The sequence below is a fragment of the Sphingobium sp. TomTYG75 genome (assembly GCF_054771635.1).
On the sequence record NZ_BSRE01000001.1, the window covers coordinates 844553 to 859118 of the forward strand.

Genomic DNA, 14566 nt, shown 5'->3' on the forward strand with positions numbered 1-14566 from the left:
ACCCATGGTAGGCATCACCAACAAGACGCTGATCGCCGAAATCCGTCGTCAGCAGACATTGTCTCAGGGCATCATCGAAGGGCAGACCGCCATTTCGACCGGCATCACACTGAACAAGCCATCGGACAATTCCCTGGCTTGGGTGCAGGTGTCCGAAATCGGCAAGGAGCAGGCACAGCAATCGGCCTGGCAGGCCAATGTCAGCTATGGCACCGGCCGCGCGGCCAACGCCGAATCCAATTTGGACGAAATCAACACCCTGCTCATCAGCGCGCAGGAACTGGTGACCTCCGCCCGCAACGGATCGCTCAACGACGCGCAGCGCACCGCGATCTTCGAAGATGTGAAGGGCATTCGCGAGGCCATCGGCTCGCTGCTTAATCAGACCGACTATCAGGGCGTGCCGGTATTCGACGACACGCAGAGCGTGCTGGTTCCCGTGAGCCGCGGGCTCAATCTGGCGGTGGTCGGCACCCGGCAGGAGGTTTCGGAAGGGATCGACGTCGGCGGAACGCCCATGACGCTGGACGGCATATTGAGCCAGGCACTCACCGCCTTGCAGGGCGGCACAGACGCTGACCTCCAATCGGCGCTGTCCGCGATCAAGGCGGGGCAGAGCCACGTCACCATCGAACAGGCGAAGCAAGGCGTCCGTAGCGACCGGCTGGACGTGACCGGCAACCGGCTGACCAGCGTCGATCTGGACCTGAAGGAACGCCGTCAGGGCCTCGAATCGACCGACCTTTCCGAAGTCATCTCCTCCGTGAAGAGCAAGCTGCTGCAGCTCGAAGCCGCTCAGTCCGCCTTCGCACGCATCAACCAGCAGACACTGTTCGACCTGATCCGCTAAGTTTTCGCACTGCCGCGCCTGCTCTTACGCGCCGCCCCTTCTTACTCCGCCGTTCCCCCTCACTCCGTCATCCCAGCGAAAGCTGGGATCTCAGGAGAGGACGCACCACGCCGACGAGATCCCAGCCTCCGCTGGGATGACGGGAAAGAACGAGAACGGCCGAAAAAATCCGCCATCCTAAACCTCCCGCTAACCATTGGGCGTTAACCATCTGACGAAAGCGCATCGTGCGCTGTCAGGTGAAAGCCCAGCGGGCAGAATTTTTCAGGGGTACTCATGTTCGCACTCATTGGCCTGGTCGTGCTGCTCGTCATGGTATTTGGCGGCTTCATCTTCACGGGTGGCGACATCGGTCCCGTTCTCCACGCCCTGCCCCATGAAATGCTCATCATCGGCGGCGCCGCTGTCGGCGCGCTGATCATCGGCAATTCGGGCGCGGACCTGAAGGCGCTGGGCGGCGGCGTTGGCAAGGTGTTCAAAGGCCCCAAATATAAGAAGCAGGATTTTCTCGACTGCATCTTCCTCGTCTCCCGCCTGATGAAGACGCTGCGCGTCGAAGGCCCTGTGGCGCTGGAGCCGCATATCGAGGACCCTGCCAGCTCGACGATCTTTTCCGAATATCCCCGCCTGATGGCTGACAAGACGCTGATCCACCTGATGAGCGACACGCTGCGTCTGGTGGTCGTGTCCTCGGGTACGCTCGATCCGCATGCGGTCGAAGAGGTCATGGATAACGCGCTCAAAACGCACCACCACGAAGCGTTGAAGCCCGCCGACAATCTTCAGGGTCTGGCTGACGCCCTCCCCGCCCTCGGCATCGTCGCGGCGGTTCTGGGCGTTGTGAAGACCATGGGCTCGATCGACCAGCCCCCGGCAATCCTGGGCGGCATGATCGGTTCGGCGCTCGTCGGCACCTTCCTCGGCGTGTTGCTCGCCTATGGCATGGTCGGTCCCTTCGCCAATCGCTGCCGCGCGGTGATCGAGGCGGATGGCTCCATGTACCATGTCGTCAAGCAGATCATCATCGCCTCGCTCCATGGCCACCCCCAGCCGCTCGTCATCGAAGCGGCGCGCTCCAGCCTGACCCATGCGAACCAGCCGGCCTTCGCCGAAGTGTTCGACGGCATGCGGGGCAAATAAGCCATGGCCGAAAAGAAGCGCGGCGGGAACGAGCCCGAACCCCGGCCGATCATCGTCAAGAAGATCATCGTCGATGGTCATGGCGGCCATCATGGCGGCGCGTGGAAGGTCGCCTATGCCGACTTCGTGACGGCAATGATGGCCTTCTTCCTGCTGATGTGGCTGCTCGGCGCAACCACCGAAAAGCAGCGCAAGGGCCTCGCCGACTATTTCACGCCGACGCTGGTCGAACTAAAAATGTCCTCGGCCGGGTCGAGCGGCCTGTTCGGCGGCGATAGCATGGTCAGCAAGGAAAATTATCCCACGACCGGCGGTCAGGGCAACCTCGCCATCACCATCCCGCGCGACGCGACCGGCACCAAGGATCAGGGCGGCAAGGCCACCCGCGCCGCCGATCGCGCCAAGTTCGAGGCGGTGAAGAAGGAACTGGAAGCGCGCATGGCCCGCAAGAAGGGCATGGACAAGCTGCGCCGCAACGTCCGCTTCACCGAAACGCGCGAAGGGCTGCGCATCGACCTGATCGATGAATCCAATTTCGCGATGTTCGCCATGGGCACCGACAATCTGCTGCCTCAAGCGCGCGATCTGGTCAGCGAAGTCGCCGGGGTCGTGCGCGGCATGCCCAATCCGCTGATCGTGCGCGGCCATACCGACGGCCTGCCCTATAGCTCGGGCCAGAGCATGAATAACTGGATGCTATCCTCCGCCCGCGCCGAAGCCACGCGCAAGACGCTGGCGGCCAGCGGCATCGGCAACGACCGCTTCGCCCGCATCGAAGGCGTCGCCGACCGCGAACCCTTCGCCAAGGGCAATGTCTACGACCCGCGCAACCGCCGCATGTCGATCATTCTCGGCTGGACCCGTGGCAGCGACAGCAGCGACGACGAGGCGCCGGACGAGGCGACCAAGGCCGCTATCAAGGAACGCGACAACCCGGCCCGGATAGCGCGTGAAGAGGTGACCAGGATCGACATGGGCGGCACGGGATTGCCTAGCGGGGTCCAGTTGCTCAACCCAACCGCGCCCGGGACGTCTAGCAAGCCGGGCAAGCACTGAGCGATCGGATTGCGAATCTGCTCCCCTCCCGCAGGCGGGAGGGGTTGGGGGTGGGCCAGCGCAACGCCGGACTTGTTTTTAACGGCTAGCCCGAAAGCTCGCTGCGCTCGCGCCCACCCCTAGCCCCTCCCGCCTGCGGGAGGGGAATTCGTATCTGCCACCATCCCCGCTCAAACCGGCAACACCAAACTCGCCTCCAACCCGCCACCAGCCCGGTTCACCAGCCTCAGCGCGCCGCCATGCTCCGCCATGATCGCCCGCACCAGCGCCAGCCCGAGCCCAGCCCCCCCAGTCTCCCGGTTCCGCGATCCCTCCAGCCGCGTAAACGGCTCCATCATCTCCTCCATCCGATCCTCGCTGATACCCGGCCCATCATCCGCCACGACGATCCGGATCGCGCCATCCTCGCGCACCACGGACACATGCGCCCGCTCGCCATAAACGATCGCATTCTCGATCAAATTGCGCAGCGCCCGTCTGATCTGCTGCGGCCGGACCGAAGCCACCGCCCGCGCGCTATCCGCCATCTCCGCAGGCGATCCCAGCTCAATGAAATCCTCCACCACCGCATCGGCCAGCGCGGAAAGATCAACCTTCTGCGCCGCCTCCGTGCTCCGCCCCGCCCGCGCCAGCGACAGGATATCCTCCAGCATCCGGTTCATCTCATCGATCGTCTGCGACATGCGCGCCCGCTCGCCCTCATCCTCCACCGACTCCGCCCGTACCCGCAACGACGCCAGCGGCGTGCGCAGATCATGGCCGATCGCGCCCAGCATCCGGTCCTTTTCATCAAGCATCGCAAAGATCCGGCCGCGCATCGCATTGAACGCCGTGGTCAGCTCCCGCACATCCCCCGGCCCGCGCTCTTCCACCGCATCGGCCGATCCCGTGCGCGCGAACTGCTGCGCCGACCGCGTCAACTGCCCCAAAGGCCGCGCCAGCCTGCGGCCAACCCACAGCAGCGGCAACAGCACGATCACATACAGGATGAGCGTCTGCCCCACGAGCCACCCGCCAAAGCGCGGCGCCCGGTTGCCCGCCCGCGTCTGGGTCACGACCCATTGTCCCGGCGCATATTCGGCCGCCATCGTCAGCCGACCGCCGCGCGGCTCACCCCGCACGTCGCCCATGGCGCGCATCCTGATATTGTCCATCCGGCGCATCGGCGGCGGCCGGTCCTGCTCGATCACCCGCACCGCCCGCATGGGCAGCCCCACATCCGCGAACATCGCCAGCGCCCGCCGCTCGACCTCGGGCCGCCGCTCGCCCGTCAACGTCGGCGCAGCATCGAAGAAGCGCGCCCTCGGCGGCCGGTTGCGCGCAGGCGCCTCACCCCGGCTGTCCAGCGCATCGACGATACGATAGACGCCCGGCGCCGTCTGCGCGGTCAGCGTCAACCGATTACGCTCCCGCAGCAGCAGCCCGAAATTGATCGCCTGCGCCACGAACAGCGCGATCGCCACCAGGACGATGATCTGCCCAACCAGGCTCTGCGGCCAAAGGCGAAAGCGCCTCACAGCTTCCTCACATCGGCGGACAGCGTATAGCCGCCGCCCCACACCGTCTTGATCAGCGTCGGGTTCCTGGGGTCCGGCTCGATCTTCTTGCGCAACCGACTGATCTGATTGTCGATCGCCCGGTCAAACGCATTGGCCTCCCGCCCCTGCGTGATGTCGAGCAATTGGTCCCGGCTCAGCACCTGATTGGGCCGCGTCGCAAAGGCCATCATCAGATTATATTCGGCGGTCGACAGCGGCAGCGCCACGCCTTCCTGATCCACCAGCACCCGCTCCTGCGTCTTGAGCAACCAGCCCGCAAAGGCATAGGTCGCCCCATCAGGCGCCGTCACCCGCTGGCCGCCCGTGGCCACGCGGCGAAAGATCACCTTGATCCGCGCCACCAGTTCGCGCGGGGAAAAGGGCTTCAGCACATAATCGTCCGCTCCCATCTCCAGCCCGACGATCCGGTCGGTCTCTTCCGACTTGGCGGTCAGCAGGATGACGGGAATCTCGCTCGTCTCGCGAATATGGCGGCACAGCGACAGCCCATCCTCGCCCGGCATCATGATGTCCAGGATCACAAGGTCGATCGCATTGGCATTGAGCCGCACCCGCGCCTCCGCCGCGCTTTCGACGGCAGTCACACGGAATCCGTTGCGCGACAAATATTGCGCCAACGGCTCGCGGATCGAACGCTCGTCATCAACGAGCAGCAGATGGGGTTTTTCACTCATAAGGAATATCTGTCACGACTATCAGCAGCTTGGAAGGGTGAAGGACGCCGCCTCCACCCTTCCCCTATGATCAGTTCTTCGGCGCGGCGTCCGCCCCGCGACGGGCCTGCCATGCTTCACGCATCGCCTGACGCGCGGCCTTCATTTCATCCGCCGTCACAAAGCCGTCCTTGTTGCTGTCCGCCTTGTCGAACATCGCGAGCGGCCGGGCCATGAACTCCGCGCGGGTGAGGACGCCGTCCTTCATCGCCTCGCCACCTCGGCCGCCCCGCCCATGAAACATCATGCCGCCGTCAAAGCCATTATGGCCGCGCCCGCCAAAGCGGCGGCCTTCGCGCCCGTCACGGCCCTCGCGATCGCTATCCCCGCGACCCCAGCGGCCCTGATGTCCGGCGACGAACTCGGCCTTGCTGATCTGGCCGTTGCGGTCGGTGTCCAGCGCGGCAAAGCGCTGGTCAAGCCGCGCCTGACGGCCGATCTCCCGATCTTGCTTCGTCAGCTTGCCGTCGCGATTGGCGTCCATCTTCGCGAACCGCGCATCAAGCGCTGCGGTCAGTTCAGCCTTGCTGATCTTCCCGTCCTTGTTCGCGTCGGCCATAGCCATCATGCCGCCATGACGGCCGCCGGGGCCACCATCGCCCGGCTGCGCCAGCGCCAGATGCGAAGCGGCCAGCCCACCGACGAACAGCGCGCCGACAGCAGCGGTGCCCAAAAATTTGCGAATCATCTCGTCTCTTCCTTCCAAGGGGTCACGAACGGCCATCGCCGCTCCTGAAACCCCTTATGAGGAAGACTTGTCCCGCAAACTTGTCATGTCACGGGCTAAATTGTCGCAATATGTAACGAGGGCGAGCCTCCCCCCACCCCCGTCATCCCAGCGCAAGCTGGGATCTCAGGAGGCGAGGCGCCAGGCCGCATAAGATCCCAGCTTGCGCTGGGATGACGAGTTCGTCAGCCGTCCCGCCGCCCCAGCAACCGCAGACGCAGCGCATTCAGCTTGATAAAGCCCGCCGCATCGCGCTGATCATAGGCGCCCGCATCATCCTCGAACGTGACAACCTTCTCGCTGTAGAGCGAATAAGGCGATTTCCGCCCAACGACCTGAACGCCGCCCTTGTACAGCTTCAGCCGAACAGTGCCCGTCACCTTCTCCTGGCTATGGTCGATCGCCGCCTGCAACATCTCACGCTCGGGCGAGAACCAGAAACCGTTATAGATCAGCTCGGCATATTTGGGCGCCAGCTCATCCTTCAGATGCGCCGCGCCGCGATCCAGCGTCAGCTGCTCGATACCGCGATGGGCAAGGTGATAGATGGTGCCGCCCGGCGTTTCATACATGCCGCGCGACTTCATGCCGACGAAGCGGTTCTCCACCAGATCGAGCCGGCCGATGCCATGCTTGCGGCCATATTCGTTCAGCGTTTCGAGCAGCGTCGCCGGGCTCATGCCCACGCCATTGATCGCCACGCCGTCGCCACGTTCGAAATCGACCGTGATATATTCCGGCGCGTCCGGCGCGTCCTCCGGGTTCACCGTACGCGAGAAGACATAGTCCGGCACTTCTTCCCACGGATCTTCCAGCACTTTGCCTTCGGAAGAGGTGTGCAGCATGTTCGCGTCAGTCGAAAACGGGCTTTCGCCACGCTTGTCGCGCGGGATCGGAATCTGATGCTGCTCGGCGAACTCAATGAGCTTGGTGCGGCTGGCCAGATCCCATTCCCGCCAGGGTGCGATGACCTTGATGTCGGGCGACAGCGCATAATAGCCCAGCTCGAACCGCACCTGATCATTGCCCTTGCCGGTCGCGCCATGGCTGACGGCATCCGCGCCGACCATCTTCGCAATCTCGATCTGCCGCTTGGCGATCAGCGGGCGGGCGATCGACGTGCCCAGCAGATACAGCCCCTCATACATCGCGTTCCCGCGCATCATGGGGAAGACATAGTCCTTCACAAACTCTTCGCGCAGGTCGTCGATGAAGATATGTTCATCCTTGACGCCCATCAGCTTGGCCTTCTGCCGCGCAGGCTCCAGCTCCTCGCCCTGCCCCAGATCGGCGGTAAAGGTCACGACCTCACACTGGTAGGTCTGCTGCAACCATTTCAGGATCACGCTGGTGTCGAGCCCTCCCGAGAAGGCAAGGACAATGCGGTTGATCTTATCGGACATGGGTGGAGCGACCTTCCTTCAAACTTGGCCTGCAAAACTGGCGCGAAATTACCGGCGCGCCGGTATCAGGGGTCGGCCCCAAGTGCAACCGAATCGACGTGCGCAGGTCATGCAAACGGGGCGGCACCGTGCGATGCCGCCCCAGTCTGGCTGATTGTCCGGTGACTTAGCGCGTTTGCGGCTTGAATGTCATCCGGCGATTCCGATCCGAGCCCATCCGATAGACGGTCTGCACCTGAGGTTCGGCATGGATGGTCTGCGGCGGCACATGGACGGGCGCATCGGCAAAGGATACTCGCTCGCCCTTCTCCTGTTGCGCCAGCAGGAACCGCGCACGGGCCAGCCGCTTACGATGCGTGCGAAACGGATTGTCCGCGCTCGGCGCGGCGGCGACCATCGCCTCTAGACTGGAGCCATAAGCAGCTTCGGCCGCGAGGGGGGCGCGCATGGGCGCACGCATGATGGCAGGCTCAGCCACCGGTTCCCGCTCCACAAAGGTGGGCGTGACCGCGACAGGCTTTTCGACCAGCGGCTCCGCCGAGGCAGCCAAAACCTCCTCTTCCTCGACTTCTGCAACGTTACGGCGACGACGAACGGCGGCAGCCCCGCCGAGCCCCGCAAGCAGCAGCACGCCACCGCCCAAGGCCCACAGGAGCGATTCCTTTGTGCCAGCATCGGCAGCGCCGACATCGCGCGCCTCAGCGGCAGGCGGTGTGGCGGGCACAGCTTCGTTCACCGCAGGCGCCGGACCAACGGCGGCCTCACGCTCGGGCGCTGTCGCCATAGGCCGGGCCTCCGCCCGTTCAACCGCCGGCGCAGCAGCAGGCCGCTCAACTTGCGCCCGCGGCGCAGTTCGAACCGGCGTGGAAGCCGTCCGCGCGTTTGGCCGACTAGCAGCAGGTTTCACCGCCGCCTCGGCTTCCGAAGCAGCCACCGCAGCATCCAGCCGTTCCTCAACCGAAGCGGTCGGCTGGACCATCGGCTGCGGGACCGACGCAGCAGGAGCTGCAACCGGCGGCGGCACGACAACAGGCGGCGAAACCGCATCAGGAACAGTTTCCTGCGCGAAAGAACAGGTTGAACCAAGGGCTAGAACAGCGGCAATCGCGGCACCAGCCGGGCGAGCAGATTGAATATATCCTCTCATAGCCCAAGCTGAACCAACGAACTTTTCAATTGACCGCAGACATGGTCACGGATTCACGATGAGTTGATTTTCCAAAGAGACGAATTGTTGCAGGGGGGCGCGAGATGAACATCCATTCATCTCGTTAGAGCTAAAAAACCTTGAAAGACTGCTTGCCGTCCCAACCGCTATTCAACCGGGTCGACGTCACCATCCCGTCGGCTACCGTCCAACAGCCGATCCTGCCGCGCCTCCTCGATCCGCCGCACCTCACGCTCAGCCTTAGTCTGGCCGAACTTCGCCCGATTTGCAGCCGCCACCTGCTCCTTATCCTTCCGCACCTTGGCCTTGCGCGCCTGCCGCAGATTGATGATGTCACCCATAGCTGCTCAAAACCCTATATGTTCGTGCCTTTTGATCTAAACCCCAAGACTAGGCCAGCAACTGCCGACTTGCCAAGACAACGCCCCGACGGCTCCTTCGGAACCCGGCCATGGCATCTTGTAAACATGCAGAAACCATCTAAGGGCTCAAATGCGAGGCAGGCCGCTCGGATCGGCAATAAGGGAACTGCTATCTCGCATCTGCTTGGGAGCAGTGGTTTGCGCGTAGGTTTCCTGTTCAATCACGATCAGATACACCAGATTGCCCACAGCCTTCCTGTCGCCATAGCGATGGCCAAAGGCGGTTTCCCTGGCGAGATCATCGTAGCTACGACCAACCCCCGTTTGTCAGCGGAAGTTCGGCGGATCGCCGGGGAATGGCTGGGGACGCGCATCCAGCATGTCGAATTGAAGCTGGCGCCGCGCTCCATGCGCCTGTCCCGAATGTTCGGCCGGTTGGTTCCCGCCTCCAAACTCCTCGTCTATCGCGACAATCTCCCCTTCTTCCGCAGCCTCGACATGCTGATCGTGGCGGAAAAGACATCCCTTCTGCTGAAGTCGCGGTACGGGCTCAAAGACCTTTTCATGGTGCACACCCGACATGGCGCCGGGGACCGCGCCATCGGGTTTGACAAGGCCAGCGCCGGTTTCGATCACGTCCTTTGCTCAGGCGAGAAAATTCGCCGCCGCCTGATAACCGAGGCGCAAGTCGACCCCGCCAGGATCAGCATCGTAGGCTATCCCAAGTTCGACATGGTGCCTCGACAGGGCATAAGCCACCCCCTCAACCGAGGCAGGCCGGTGGTCCTCTATAATCCCCACCCCTCCCCGCATCTGTCATCCTGGTATCGGCATGGCCGGGACATACTCGACTATTTTCGCGAGAGGGACGACCGCGCACTCCTGTTCGCCCCGCACGTCATGCTCTTTGAACGGCCATTCGTAGTGACGATCGACCGCCTGAGCGTGAACCGGGCCGGGACGATCGGGAACCGCTATCTCCATGGGGACAACATCCATGTGGATCTGGGCAGCAAAGCCTCGACCGACATGAGCTATACGATGGCGGCGGACATTTACCTGGGCGATGCCAGCAGTCAGGTCTATGAATTCCTGCTGCGCCCCCGGCCCTGCATCTTCCTGAACAGCCACGGCATCGACTGGGAGGGCGATCCCAATTTCGCGCATTGGCGGGCCGGTGAGGTCATAACCCATCCATCCCAACTGCATGATGCCCTATCCCGCGCGGACCAGTTGCACACCAGCCAATATCGTGAGGTTCAGGAGCAGATGTTCAAGGACAGCTTCGATCTCGACGACCGCCCGTCATCGCAGCGCGCGGCGGAGGTCATCGCGATGCTGGCAGATCGGCGCGGCGCGACCACGGGCAATTTAAAGGCGAGCCAGACGGCGTGACTATGATGCTCACCATTATTCTGCCCTTTTTCAACGAAAAAGGGTGGATTGGCCCGACTGTGGCAAGCCTCGCGGCTCAAAGCGATGACCGTTTCCGCGTCCTGCTGGTCGACAATGGTTCGACCGATGGCGGCGCGGACGAAGGGGCTTCACACGCCGCTGCTCTGGAAGGTCGCTTCGAAATCCTATCCTGTCCGACACCGGGCAAAATCAATGCGATGCAGGCCGGACTTGCGCTTGTGGAAACGCCGCTGGTTACAATCTGCGATGCCGACACCCTCTATCCGCCTGATTACGTCAACCGGATTATCACGTTGTTCGAGAGTGACGATCAGGCAGCGGCCGTTATGGCCATTGATCTTTACAAGCCCCAAGCCGATCCGTGCTCACAGCAGCGCATAGCCTTCATCATGCGAAAGAGCCGCCGCTTTCCGCGCAAATGCCATGCTGGTGGCTATGCTCAGGCATTCCGAACTGCCGCGCTCAGGACCGCTGGCGGCTTCGACACCAAAATCTGGCCGTATGTGCTGGAAGACCATGAAATCATCCATCGTGTAATCCATCACGGCCATATCCTCCATCACCCCCTACATATCTGCTTCCCGTCCGAACGACGCATTTCCCGCAAAAATGTGAGCTGGAATGGCTTGGAGCGGCTCATATATCGATACATGCCCCAATGGGGTATGAACTGGTATTTCTACAGCTTCCTTGGACGCAGGCTTGCCGCTCGCAACAGCTTAGGCATTGCCTTGCGGGAAAAACAATGGTGTTCAGCGGCCAAATGATGGCACCTGCGGGCATTACCAAACGCATCTTCAAAGGCATGGGCCTGGTCCTGGGCGGCAAGGCCGGTGCCGGGATCATCAGCCTTGTTTACCTGATCATCGCGGCCCGGGCACTGGGGCCGCGCGACTATGGGCTGCTCGTCCTGGTCCACGGCTATGTCACGGCGGTCTGCGGCATCATAGAATTTCCAGCCTGGCAAGCCATCGTCCGCTACGGCGCGGAAGCGGGTGAGGAAAGCGCAATGCCCCGTCTAGCGCGACTGCTGCGCTTCGGGACCGCGACAGAGTTGATAGGCGGCGTCGCCGCGATCGTTGCGGCAATGGTGCTCGCGCCCTTTGTCGGGCCGCGCCTGGGCTGGCCGCCAGAAACCGTCGCCTTTGCCATTCCCTACAGCTTTGCCGTGTTGGGCTCCGTTCGCTCCGCCCCGGCGGGTTATCTCCAGCTGATAAACCGATTTGACCTGATCGCCTTTCACAATCTGGTGCAGCCTGCGGTTCGCCTTATGGGCGCCAGCCTCGTCTTGTTGTTCGGCTGGGGCCTAAAAGGTTTCCTCGCCGCATGGCTCATCGCCGCGCTGGCGGAATTCGCGGTCCTTTGGGCGATGGGCATCTGGCAGGCCTATCGGCAGCTTGGCCGGGCCTTGTTTCAACCGGGACCGGGGAGCGCCCGCCTGGAAAATCCCGGCATATGGCGGTTCATGATCGCCAGCAATGCAGACATCACCCTGAACGAATTGACCGGCCGGATCGCGCCTCTCATCATCGGCTGGGTCCTCGGCCCCGCCATGGCGGGCCTGTTCGCAATCGCTCAACGCGCAACCGTCATTATCGCGCAACCCGCGCAAATCCTGGGCAACACGGCCTATGCCGAACTCGCCAGGATGATAGCGGCTGGCGAAGGCGGCCATTCGCTCCGCAGGACACTCACCCGCGTAATCTTCATCGCTCTCGCGGCAGCGGCCCCGGTCGTGTTCATCGTGGCCCTGTTCCCCACCTCGATCATCACGCTGCTCGCCGGTCCCGCCTTTGCCGCGGCGGGCAGCGTCATGATCGTGCTCGTCGCCGCGCGCGCCATAGCGATCGTCGGCCCGCCATGCAGCTCCGCCCTCTCCGCAATGGGCTATCCCGCGCTCTCCATGAGCGCCAATCTCCTTGCCGGGCTGCTTTTTCTGCCCGTCCTTCCCTGGTTACTCCATCAATGGGGACTGATGGGCGCGGGCATTCAGGCCCTCGGGCAAGCATTGTTGGCCAGCGGCCTTCTCGCTGGCCTGACATGGCGCAGGAGCCTCGCGCATTGAGCGCGATGCGGATCGCCTATGTGATCAACTCGGTCGAGGGCGGCGGCGCCTCTCGGCCGGTTCCGGCCATCACGCGCGTCCTGCGTGATCAGGGAGCCACTGTGCGGGTGTTTGCACTCACGCCCCGCGACCGGCGCGGGGCGCCCGCGATGGTCGAAGCGGGCCTCGACCCGCTCATCCGGGAGGGCGGAACGGGCGACCATCTTGCCGCGGCCTTGTGGTTGAAGCGGCAGTTGCAGGATTGGGGCGCGACCCACATCTGGACCTCCCTTTCTCGCGCCACGATCCTCGGCCTCCTGCTTGGGCCGATGCTCGGCCTGCCCGTGATCAGCTGGCAGCACGCCGCTTTCCTGAAGCCATGGAACAGGCGGCTCATGCGGCGGCTGCAAAGCCGGGCGCTCCTTTGGATCGGAGATTCGCGATCCGTCACCGCCCTGACCGCAGAGCGCCTGAACGTGCCTGAAAATCGCCTTATGTGCTGGCCGATTTTCGCGGCCGATCCCGCCCTGCCCCATGCAACGGCCTGGTCCCCCGGCAAGACGCTCCGCATTGGCTCGCTGGGACGGCTCCATCCCGTAAAGGGCTATGATGTCCTGATTGCCGCCCTGGCCAAGCTGAAGTCCGAAGGTTTTTCAGCGCCCTGCCCCTTCGAAATTTCCATCGTAGGCGATGGCGCGGAGCGGGACAGGCTGGAAAGCCTTGCGCGACAGGCCGGAATATCGAACCTGTCCTTTTCCGGCTACACGGCCAGTCCGCAAACCTTCCTCTCGCACCTTCATCTGTATGTTCAGCCGTCCCGTTCCGAAGGTTTCTGCATCGCCGCGCATGAAGCGATGACCGCCGGGCTGCCCGTGATCGCTTCGGCGGTAGGCGAATTGCCGTGGTCAATCGAACAGGGGCAGACCGGCTTTACCGTGCCGCCAGCAAACCCGGACGCGCTGGCCGCCTCCTTGCGCGACATGCTCGGCGACCCAGCGAAGCTAAGCGCGATGGGCGCGCGGGCGCGCGGCGTCATGCTGGATCGTTATTCCTGGGAGAAGTTCGCGGCCACGGGAGCCCTCATCCTCGACCATATCCGCCAAGCATCCGACGAAGATCAAGGGCAAGGCCGCGCAGCGAAGTATTGACGCGTTTGACGTCGAACAATGTGATGTCACCACAGGCGCTCAGCGTGTGCATGCCATCCTGATACGCGCCCGCTGATCCGGGAAGACCCAGCGCATCGCCTGCCTCCGCCTCAAACTCTTTCTCGTTCAGACGCGTGATCCAAAGGGGCCGGATGCCCCCACCATAGGTTGTGGTGCAATCCTGAACGGGCAGCATGATTCTGGCTCCGATCATCACAGGCGTGCCGCCAGGACGCGCCGACCCGCGATCGATCCGAACCGGATTGCCCGGATGGGGGGTCCAGGGTCCACATAGATTGTCCGCCCAGGCCACATGAAGGTGCGACTGCTTCGTCGCTCGGCTCGTTGCGGGCGAATAGAAAAGCCACCAACGCTGACCGTCGTGGAAAATGCTGGCGTCGACAGCCACGCAGTCGAGTTCGATGTCGCATTCCGCGCGCCAGTCGGCCAGCCCGCCTTTGTCCCGGTACAGGATCAGCCGCCCGGATCGGTGCGCTTCCGGAAGCATCCAGACAGCACCCTCCGCGCTGAATATCTGCGGGTAGGAAAGGTGCCAGGGCTCCTTCAGACACGGATGGCGGGAAACCAGTCGCATCTTGTCGTCGAAGACCCTCGCTTCGATCGTGCCATGTCGCGTTCGATAGTCGTAATGCTCCACAAAGACGTGAAGATGACCTACTTCGTCCCGCCATCCAAAAGGGTCTGCGATAAATTGAAAGTCGGGTTCCTCCGCCAACCAGGTGACAGGACCCTCGATACACCCTTTTGACAGGACAATATCGATTGGCTCCGTCACCAATCCACATCTCCAGATATCCTTGCGGCGGGGCATATCGTCGCTATTCCCCCTTCTCGCCGGAATGCCAAGCATGATCTTGCCGATTGAGGATTTTCGTCCAAACGGCGATGGGCCTCGCACCATCCCCAGTTTGACATCGCCTGACCACCGCCAAAGATCGCGCTTAACCCCGCGTCCCAAT

Annotated in this window: 14 protein-coding genes; 7 read left to right on the forward strand and 7 right to left on the reverse strand. The window is 63.0% G+C overall.

Annotated elements, in window-relative coordinates; all coding sequences use genetic code 11:
- Positions 1-4 precede the first annotated feature (4 nt).
- The 3 genes from ACYU81_RS04260 to ACYU81_RS04270 all read left to right on the forward strand — a co-directional run bounded on the left by ACYU81_RS04260 (position 5) and on the right by ACYU81_RS04270 (position 3046).
- Positions 5-850, forward strand: a complete 846-nt coding sequence (locus ACYU81_RS04260) for a flagellin (RefSeq protein ID WP_449473877.1) — start codon at positions 5-7, stop codon at positions 848-850.
- A 276-nt stretch (positions 851-1126) separates the two neighbouring features.
- Positions 1127-1990: a flagellar motor stator protein MotA gene (motA, locus tag ACYU81_RS04265; protein ID WP_460986500.1), complete on the forward strand. Its 864-nt coding sequence runs from the start codon at positions 1127-1129 to the stop codon at positions 1988-1990.
- Between the two features lie 3 nt (positions 1991-1993).
- Positions 1994-3046 carry a flagellar motor protein MotB gene (locus ACYU81_RS04270; RefSeq protein WP_460986501.1) on the forward strand — a complete coding sequence of 351 codons (1053 nt, stop codon included), beginning with the start codon at positions 1994-1996 and terminating at the stop codon, positions 3044-3046.
- Positions 3047-3216: 170 nt separating this feature from the next.
- On the opposite strand, the gene ACYU81_RS04275 is transcribed toward ACYU81_RS04270, so the two are convergent.
- The 6 genes from ACYU81_RS04275 to ACYU81_RS04300 all read right to left on the reverse strand — a co-directional run bounded on the left by ACYU81_RS04275 (position 3217) and on the right by ACYU81_RS04300 (position 8957).
- A complete protein-coding gene (locus tag ACYU81_RS04275; RefSeq protein WP_460986502.1) occupies positions 3217-4563 on the reverse strand; it encodes a sensor histidine kinase in 1347 nt (448 codons plus the stop codon).
- Positions 4560-5279, reverse strand: a complete 720-nt coding sequence (locus tag ACYU81_RS04280) for a response regulator (RefSeq protein WP_460986503.1) — start codon at positions 5277-5279, stop codon at positions 4560-4562. The genes ACYU81_RS04275 and ACYU81_RS04280 overlap by 4 nt, the downstream gene beginning before the upstream one ends.
- Before the next feature lie 70 nt (positions 5280-5349).
- The gene (locus tag ACYU81_RS04285; RefSeq protein ID WP_460986504.1) at positions 5350-6006 is read right to left on the reverse strand and encodes an EF-hand domain-containing protein; all 657 of its coding nucleotides are present in this window, start codon (positions 6004-6006) and stop codon (positions 5350-5352) included.
- 224 nt (positions 6007-6230) lie between these two features.
- Positions 6231-7448 carry an argininosuccinate synthase gene (locus tag ACYU81_RS04290; protein ID WP_449473889.1) on the reverse strand — a complete coding sequence of 406 codons (1218 nt, stop codon included), beginning with the start codon at positions 7446-7448 and terminating at the stop codon, positions 6231-6233.
- Between the two features lie 166 nt (positions 7449-7614).
- Positions 7615-8427 carry a hypothetical protein gene (locus tag ACYU81_RS04295; protein WP_460986505.1) on the reverse strand — a complete coding sequence of 271 codons (813 nt, stop codon included), beginning with the start codon at positions 8425-8427 and terminating at the stop codon, positions 7615-7617.
- A gap of 335 nt (positions 8428-8762) precedes the next feature.
- Positions 8763-8957 (reverse strand): DUF4169 family protein, encoded by a 195-nt coding sequence (locus ACYU81_RS04300; RefSeq protein WP_449473893.1) that lies wholly within the window; start codon positions 8955-8957, stop codon positions 8763-8765.
- A gap of 219 nt (positions 8958-9176) precedes the next feature.
- Here ACYU81_RS04300 and ACYU81_RS04305 point away from each other — a divergent pair, with 219 nt between their 5' ends.
- From ACYU81_RS04305 to ACYU81_RS04320, 4 genes are read left to right on the forward strand one after another with little or no spacing between them, the layout of a single operon-like run.
- Positions 9177-10373, forward strand: coding sequence for a hypothetical protein (locus ACYU81_RS04305; protein ID WP_460986506.1), 1197 nt, complete (start codon positions 9177-9179; stop codon positions 10371-10373).
- Between the two features lie 2 nt (positions 10374-10375).
- Positions 10376-11161 carry a glycosyltransferase family 2 protein gene (locus ACYU81_RS04310; protein WP_460986507.1) on the forward strand — a complete coding sequence of 262 codons (786 nt, stop codon included), beginning with the start codon at positions 10376-10378 and terminating at the stop codon, positions 11159-11161.
- On the forward strand, positions 11158-12459 hold the full coding sequence (locus ACYU81_RS04315) for a lipopolysaccharide biosynthesis protein (protein WP_449473896.1): 1302 nt from the start codon (positions 11158-11160) through the stop codon (positions 12457-12459). The genes ACYU81_RS04310 and ACYU81_RS04315 overlap by 4 nt, the downstream gene beginning before the upstream one ends.
- Entirely contained in the window at positions 12435-13586 is a 1152-nt protein-coding gene (locus ACYU81_RS04320) for a glycosyltransferase family 4 protein (protein ID WP_460986508.1), read from the forward strand. Before ACYU81_RS04315 ends, ACYU81_RS04320 begins: the two co-directional genes overlap by 25 nt.
- Here ACYU81_RS04320 and ACYU81_RS04325 read toward each other — a convergent pair.
- Positions 13519-14418 carry a glucosamine inositolphosphorylceramide transferase family protein gene (locus tag ACYU81_RS04325; RefSeq protein ID WP_460986509.1) on the reverse strand — a complete coding sequence of 300 codons (900 nt, stop codon included), beginning with the start codon at positions 14416-14418 and terminating at the stop codon, positions 13519-13521. The two genes, ACYU81_RS04320 and ACYU81_RS04325, sit on opposite strands and share 68 nt — an antisense overlap.
- Positions 14419-14566 lie beyond the last annotated feature (148 nt).

What these genes read in the sequence shown, in the direction of transcription:
- ACYU81_RS04325 (WP_460986509.1), bottom strand. Translation starts at nt 14,418, where the DNA reads ATGCCCCGCCGCAAGGATATCTGGAGATGTGGATTGGTGACGGAGCCA.
- ACYU81_RS04290 (WP_449473889.1), bottom strand. Translation starts at nt 7,448, where the DNA reads ATGTCCGATAAGATCAACCGCATTGTCCTTGCCTTCTCGGGAGGGCTC.
- ACYU81_RS04285 (WP_460986504.1), bottom strand. Translation starts at nt 6,006, where the DNA reads ATGATTCGCAAATTTTTGGGCACCGCTGCTGTCGGCGCGCTGTTCGTC.
- ACYU81_RS04270 (WP_460986501.1), top strand. Translation starts at nt 1,994, where the DNA reads ATGGCCGAAAAGAAGCGCGGCGGGAACGAGCCCGAACCCCGGCCGATC.
- ACYU81_RS04260 (WP_449473877.1), top strand. Translation starts at nt 5, where the DNA reads ATGGTAGGCATCACCAACAAGACGCTGATCGCCGAAATCCGTCGTCAG.
- ACYU81_RS04300 (WP_449473893.1), bottom strand. Translation starts at nt 8,957, where the DNA reads ATGGGTGACATCATCAATCTGCGGCAGGCGCGCAAGGCCAAGGTGCGG.
- ACYU81_RS04315 (WP_449473896.1), top strand. Translation starts at nt 11,158, where the DNA reads ATGATGGCACCTGCGGGCATTACCAAACGCATCTTCAAAGGCATGGGC.
- ACYU81_RS04295 (WP_460986505.1), bottom strand. Translation starts at nt 8,427, where the DNA reads ATGGTCCAGCCGACCGCTTCGGTTGAGGAACGGCTGGATGCTGCGGTG.
- ACYU81_RS04280 (WP_460986503.1), bottom strand. Translation starts at nt 5,279, where the DNA reads ATGAGTGAAAAACCCCATCTGCTGCTCGTTGATGACGAGCGTTCGATC.
- ACYU81_RS04320 (WP_460986508.1), top strand. Translation starts at nt 12,435, where the DNA reads ATGGCGCAGGAGCCTCGCGCATTGAGCGCGATGCGGATCGCCTATGTG.
- ACYU81_RS04310 (WP_460986507.1), top strand. Translation starts at nt 10,376, where the DNA reads ATGATGCTCACCATTATTCTGCCCTTTTTCAACGAAAAAGGGTGGATT.
- motA (WP_460986500.1), top strand. Translation starts at nt 1,127, where the DNA reads ATGTTCGCACTCATTGGCCTGGTCGTGCTGCTCGTCATGGTATTTGGC.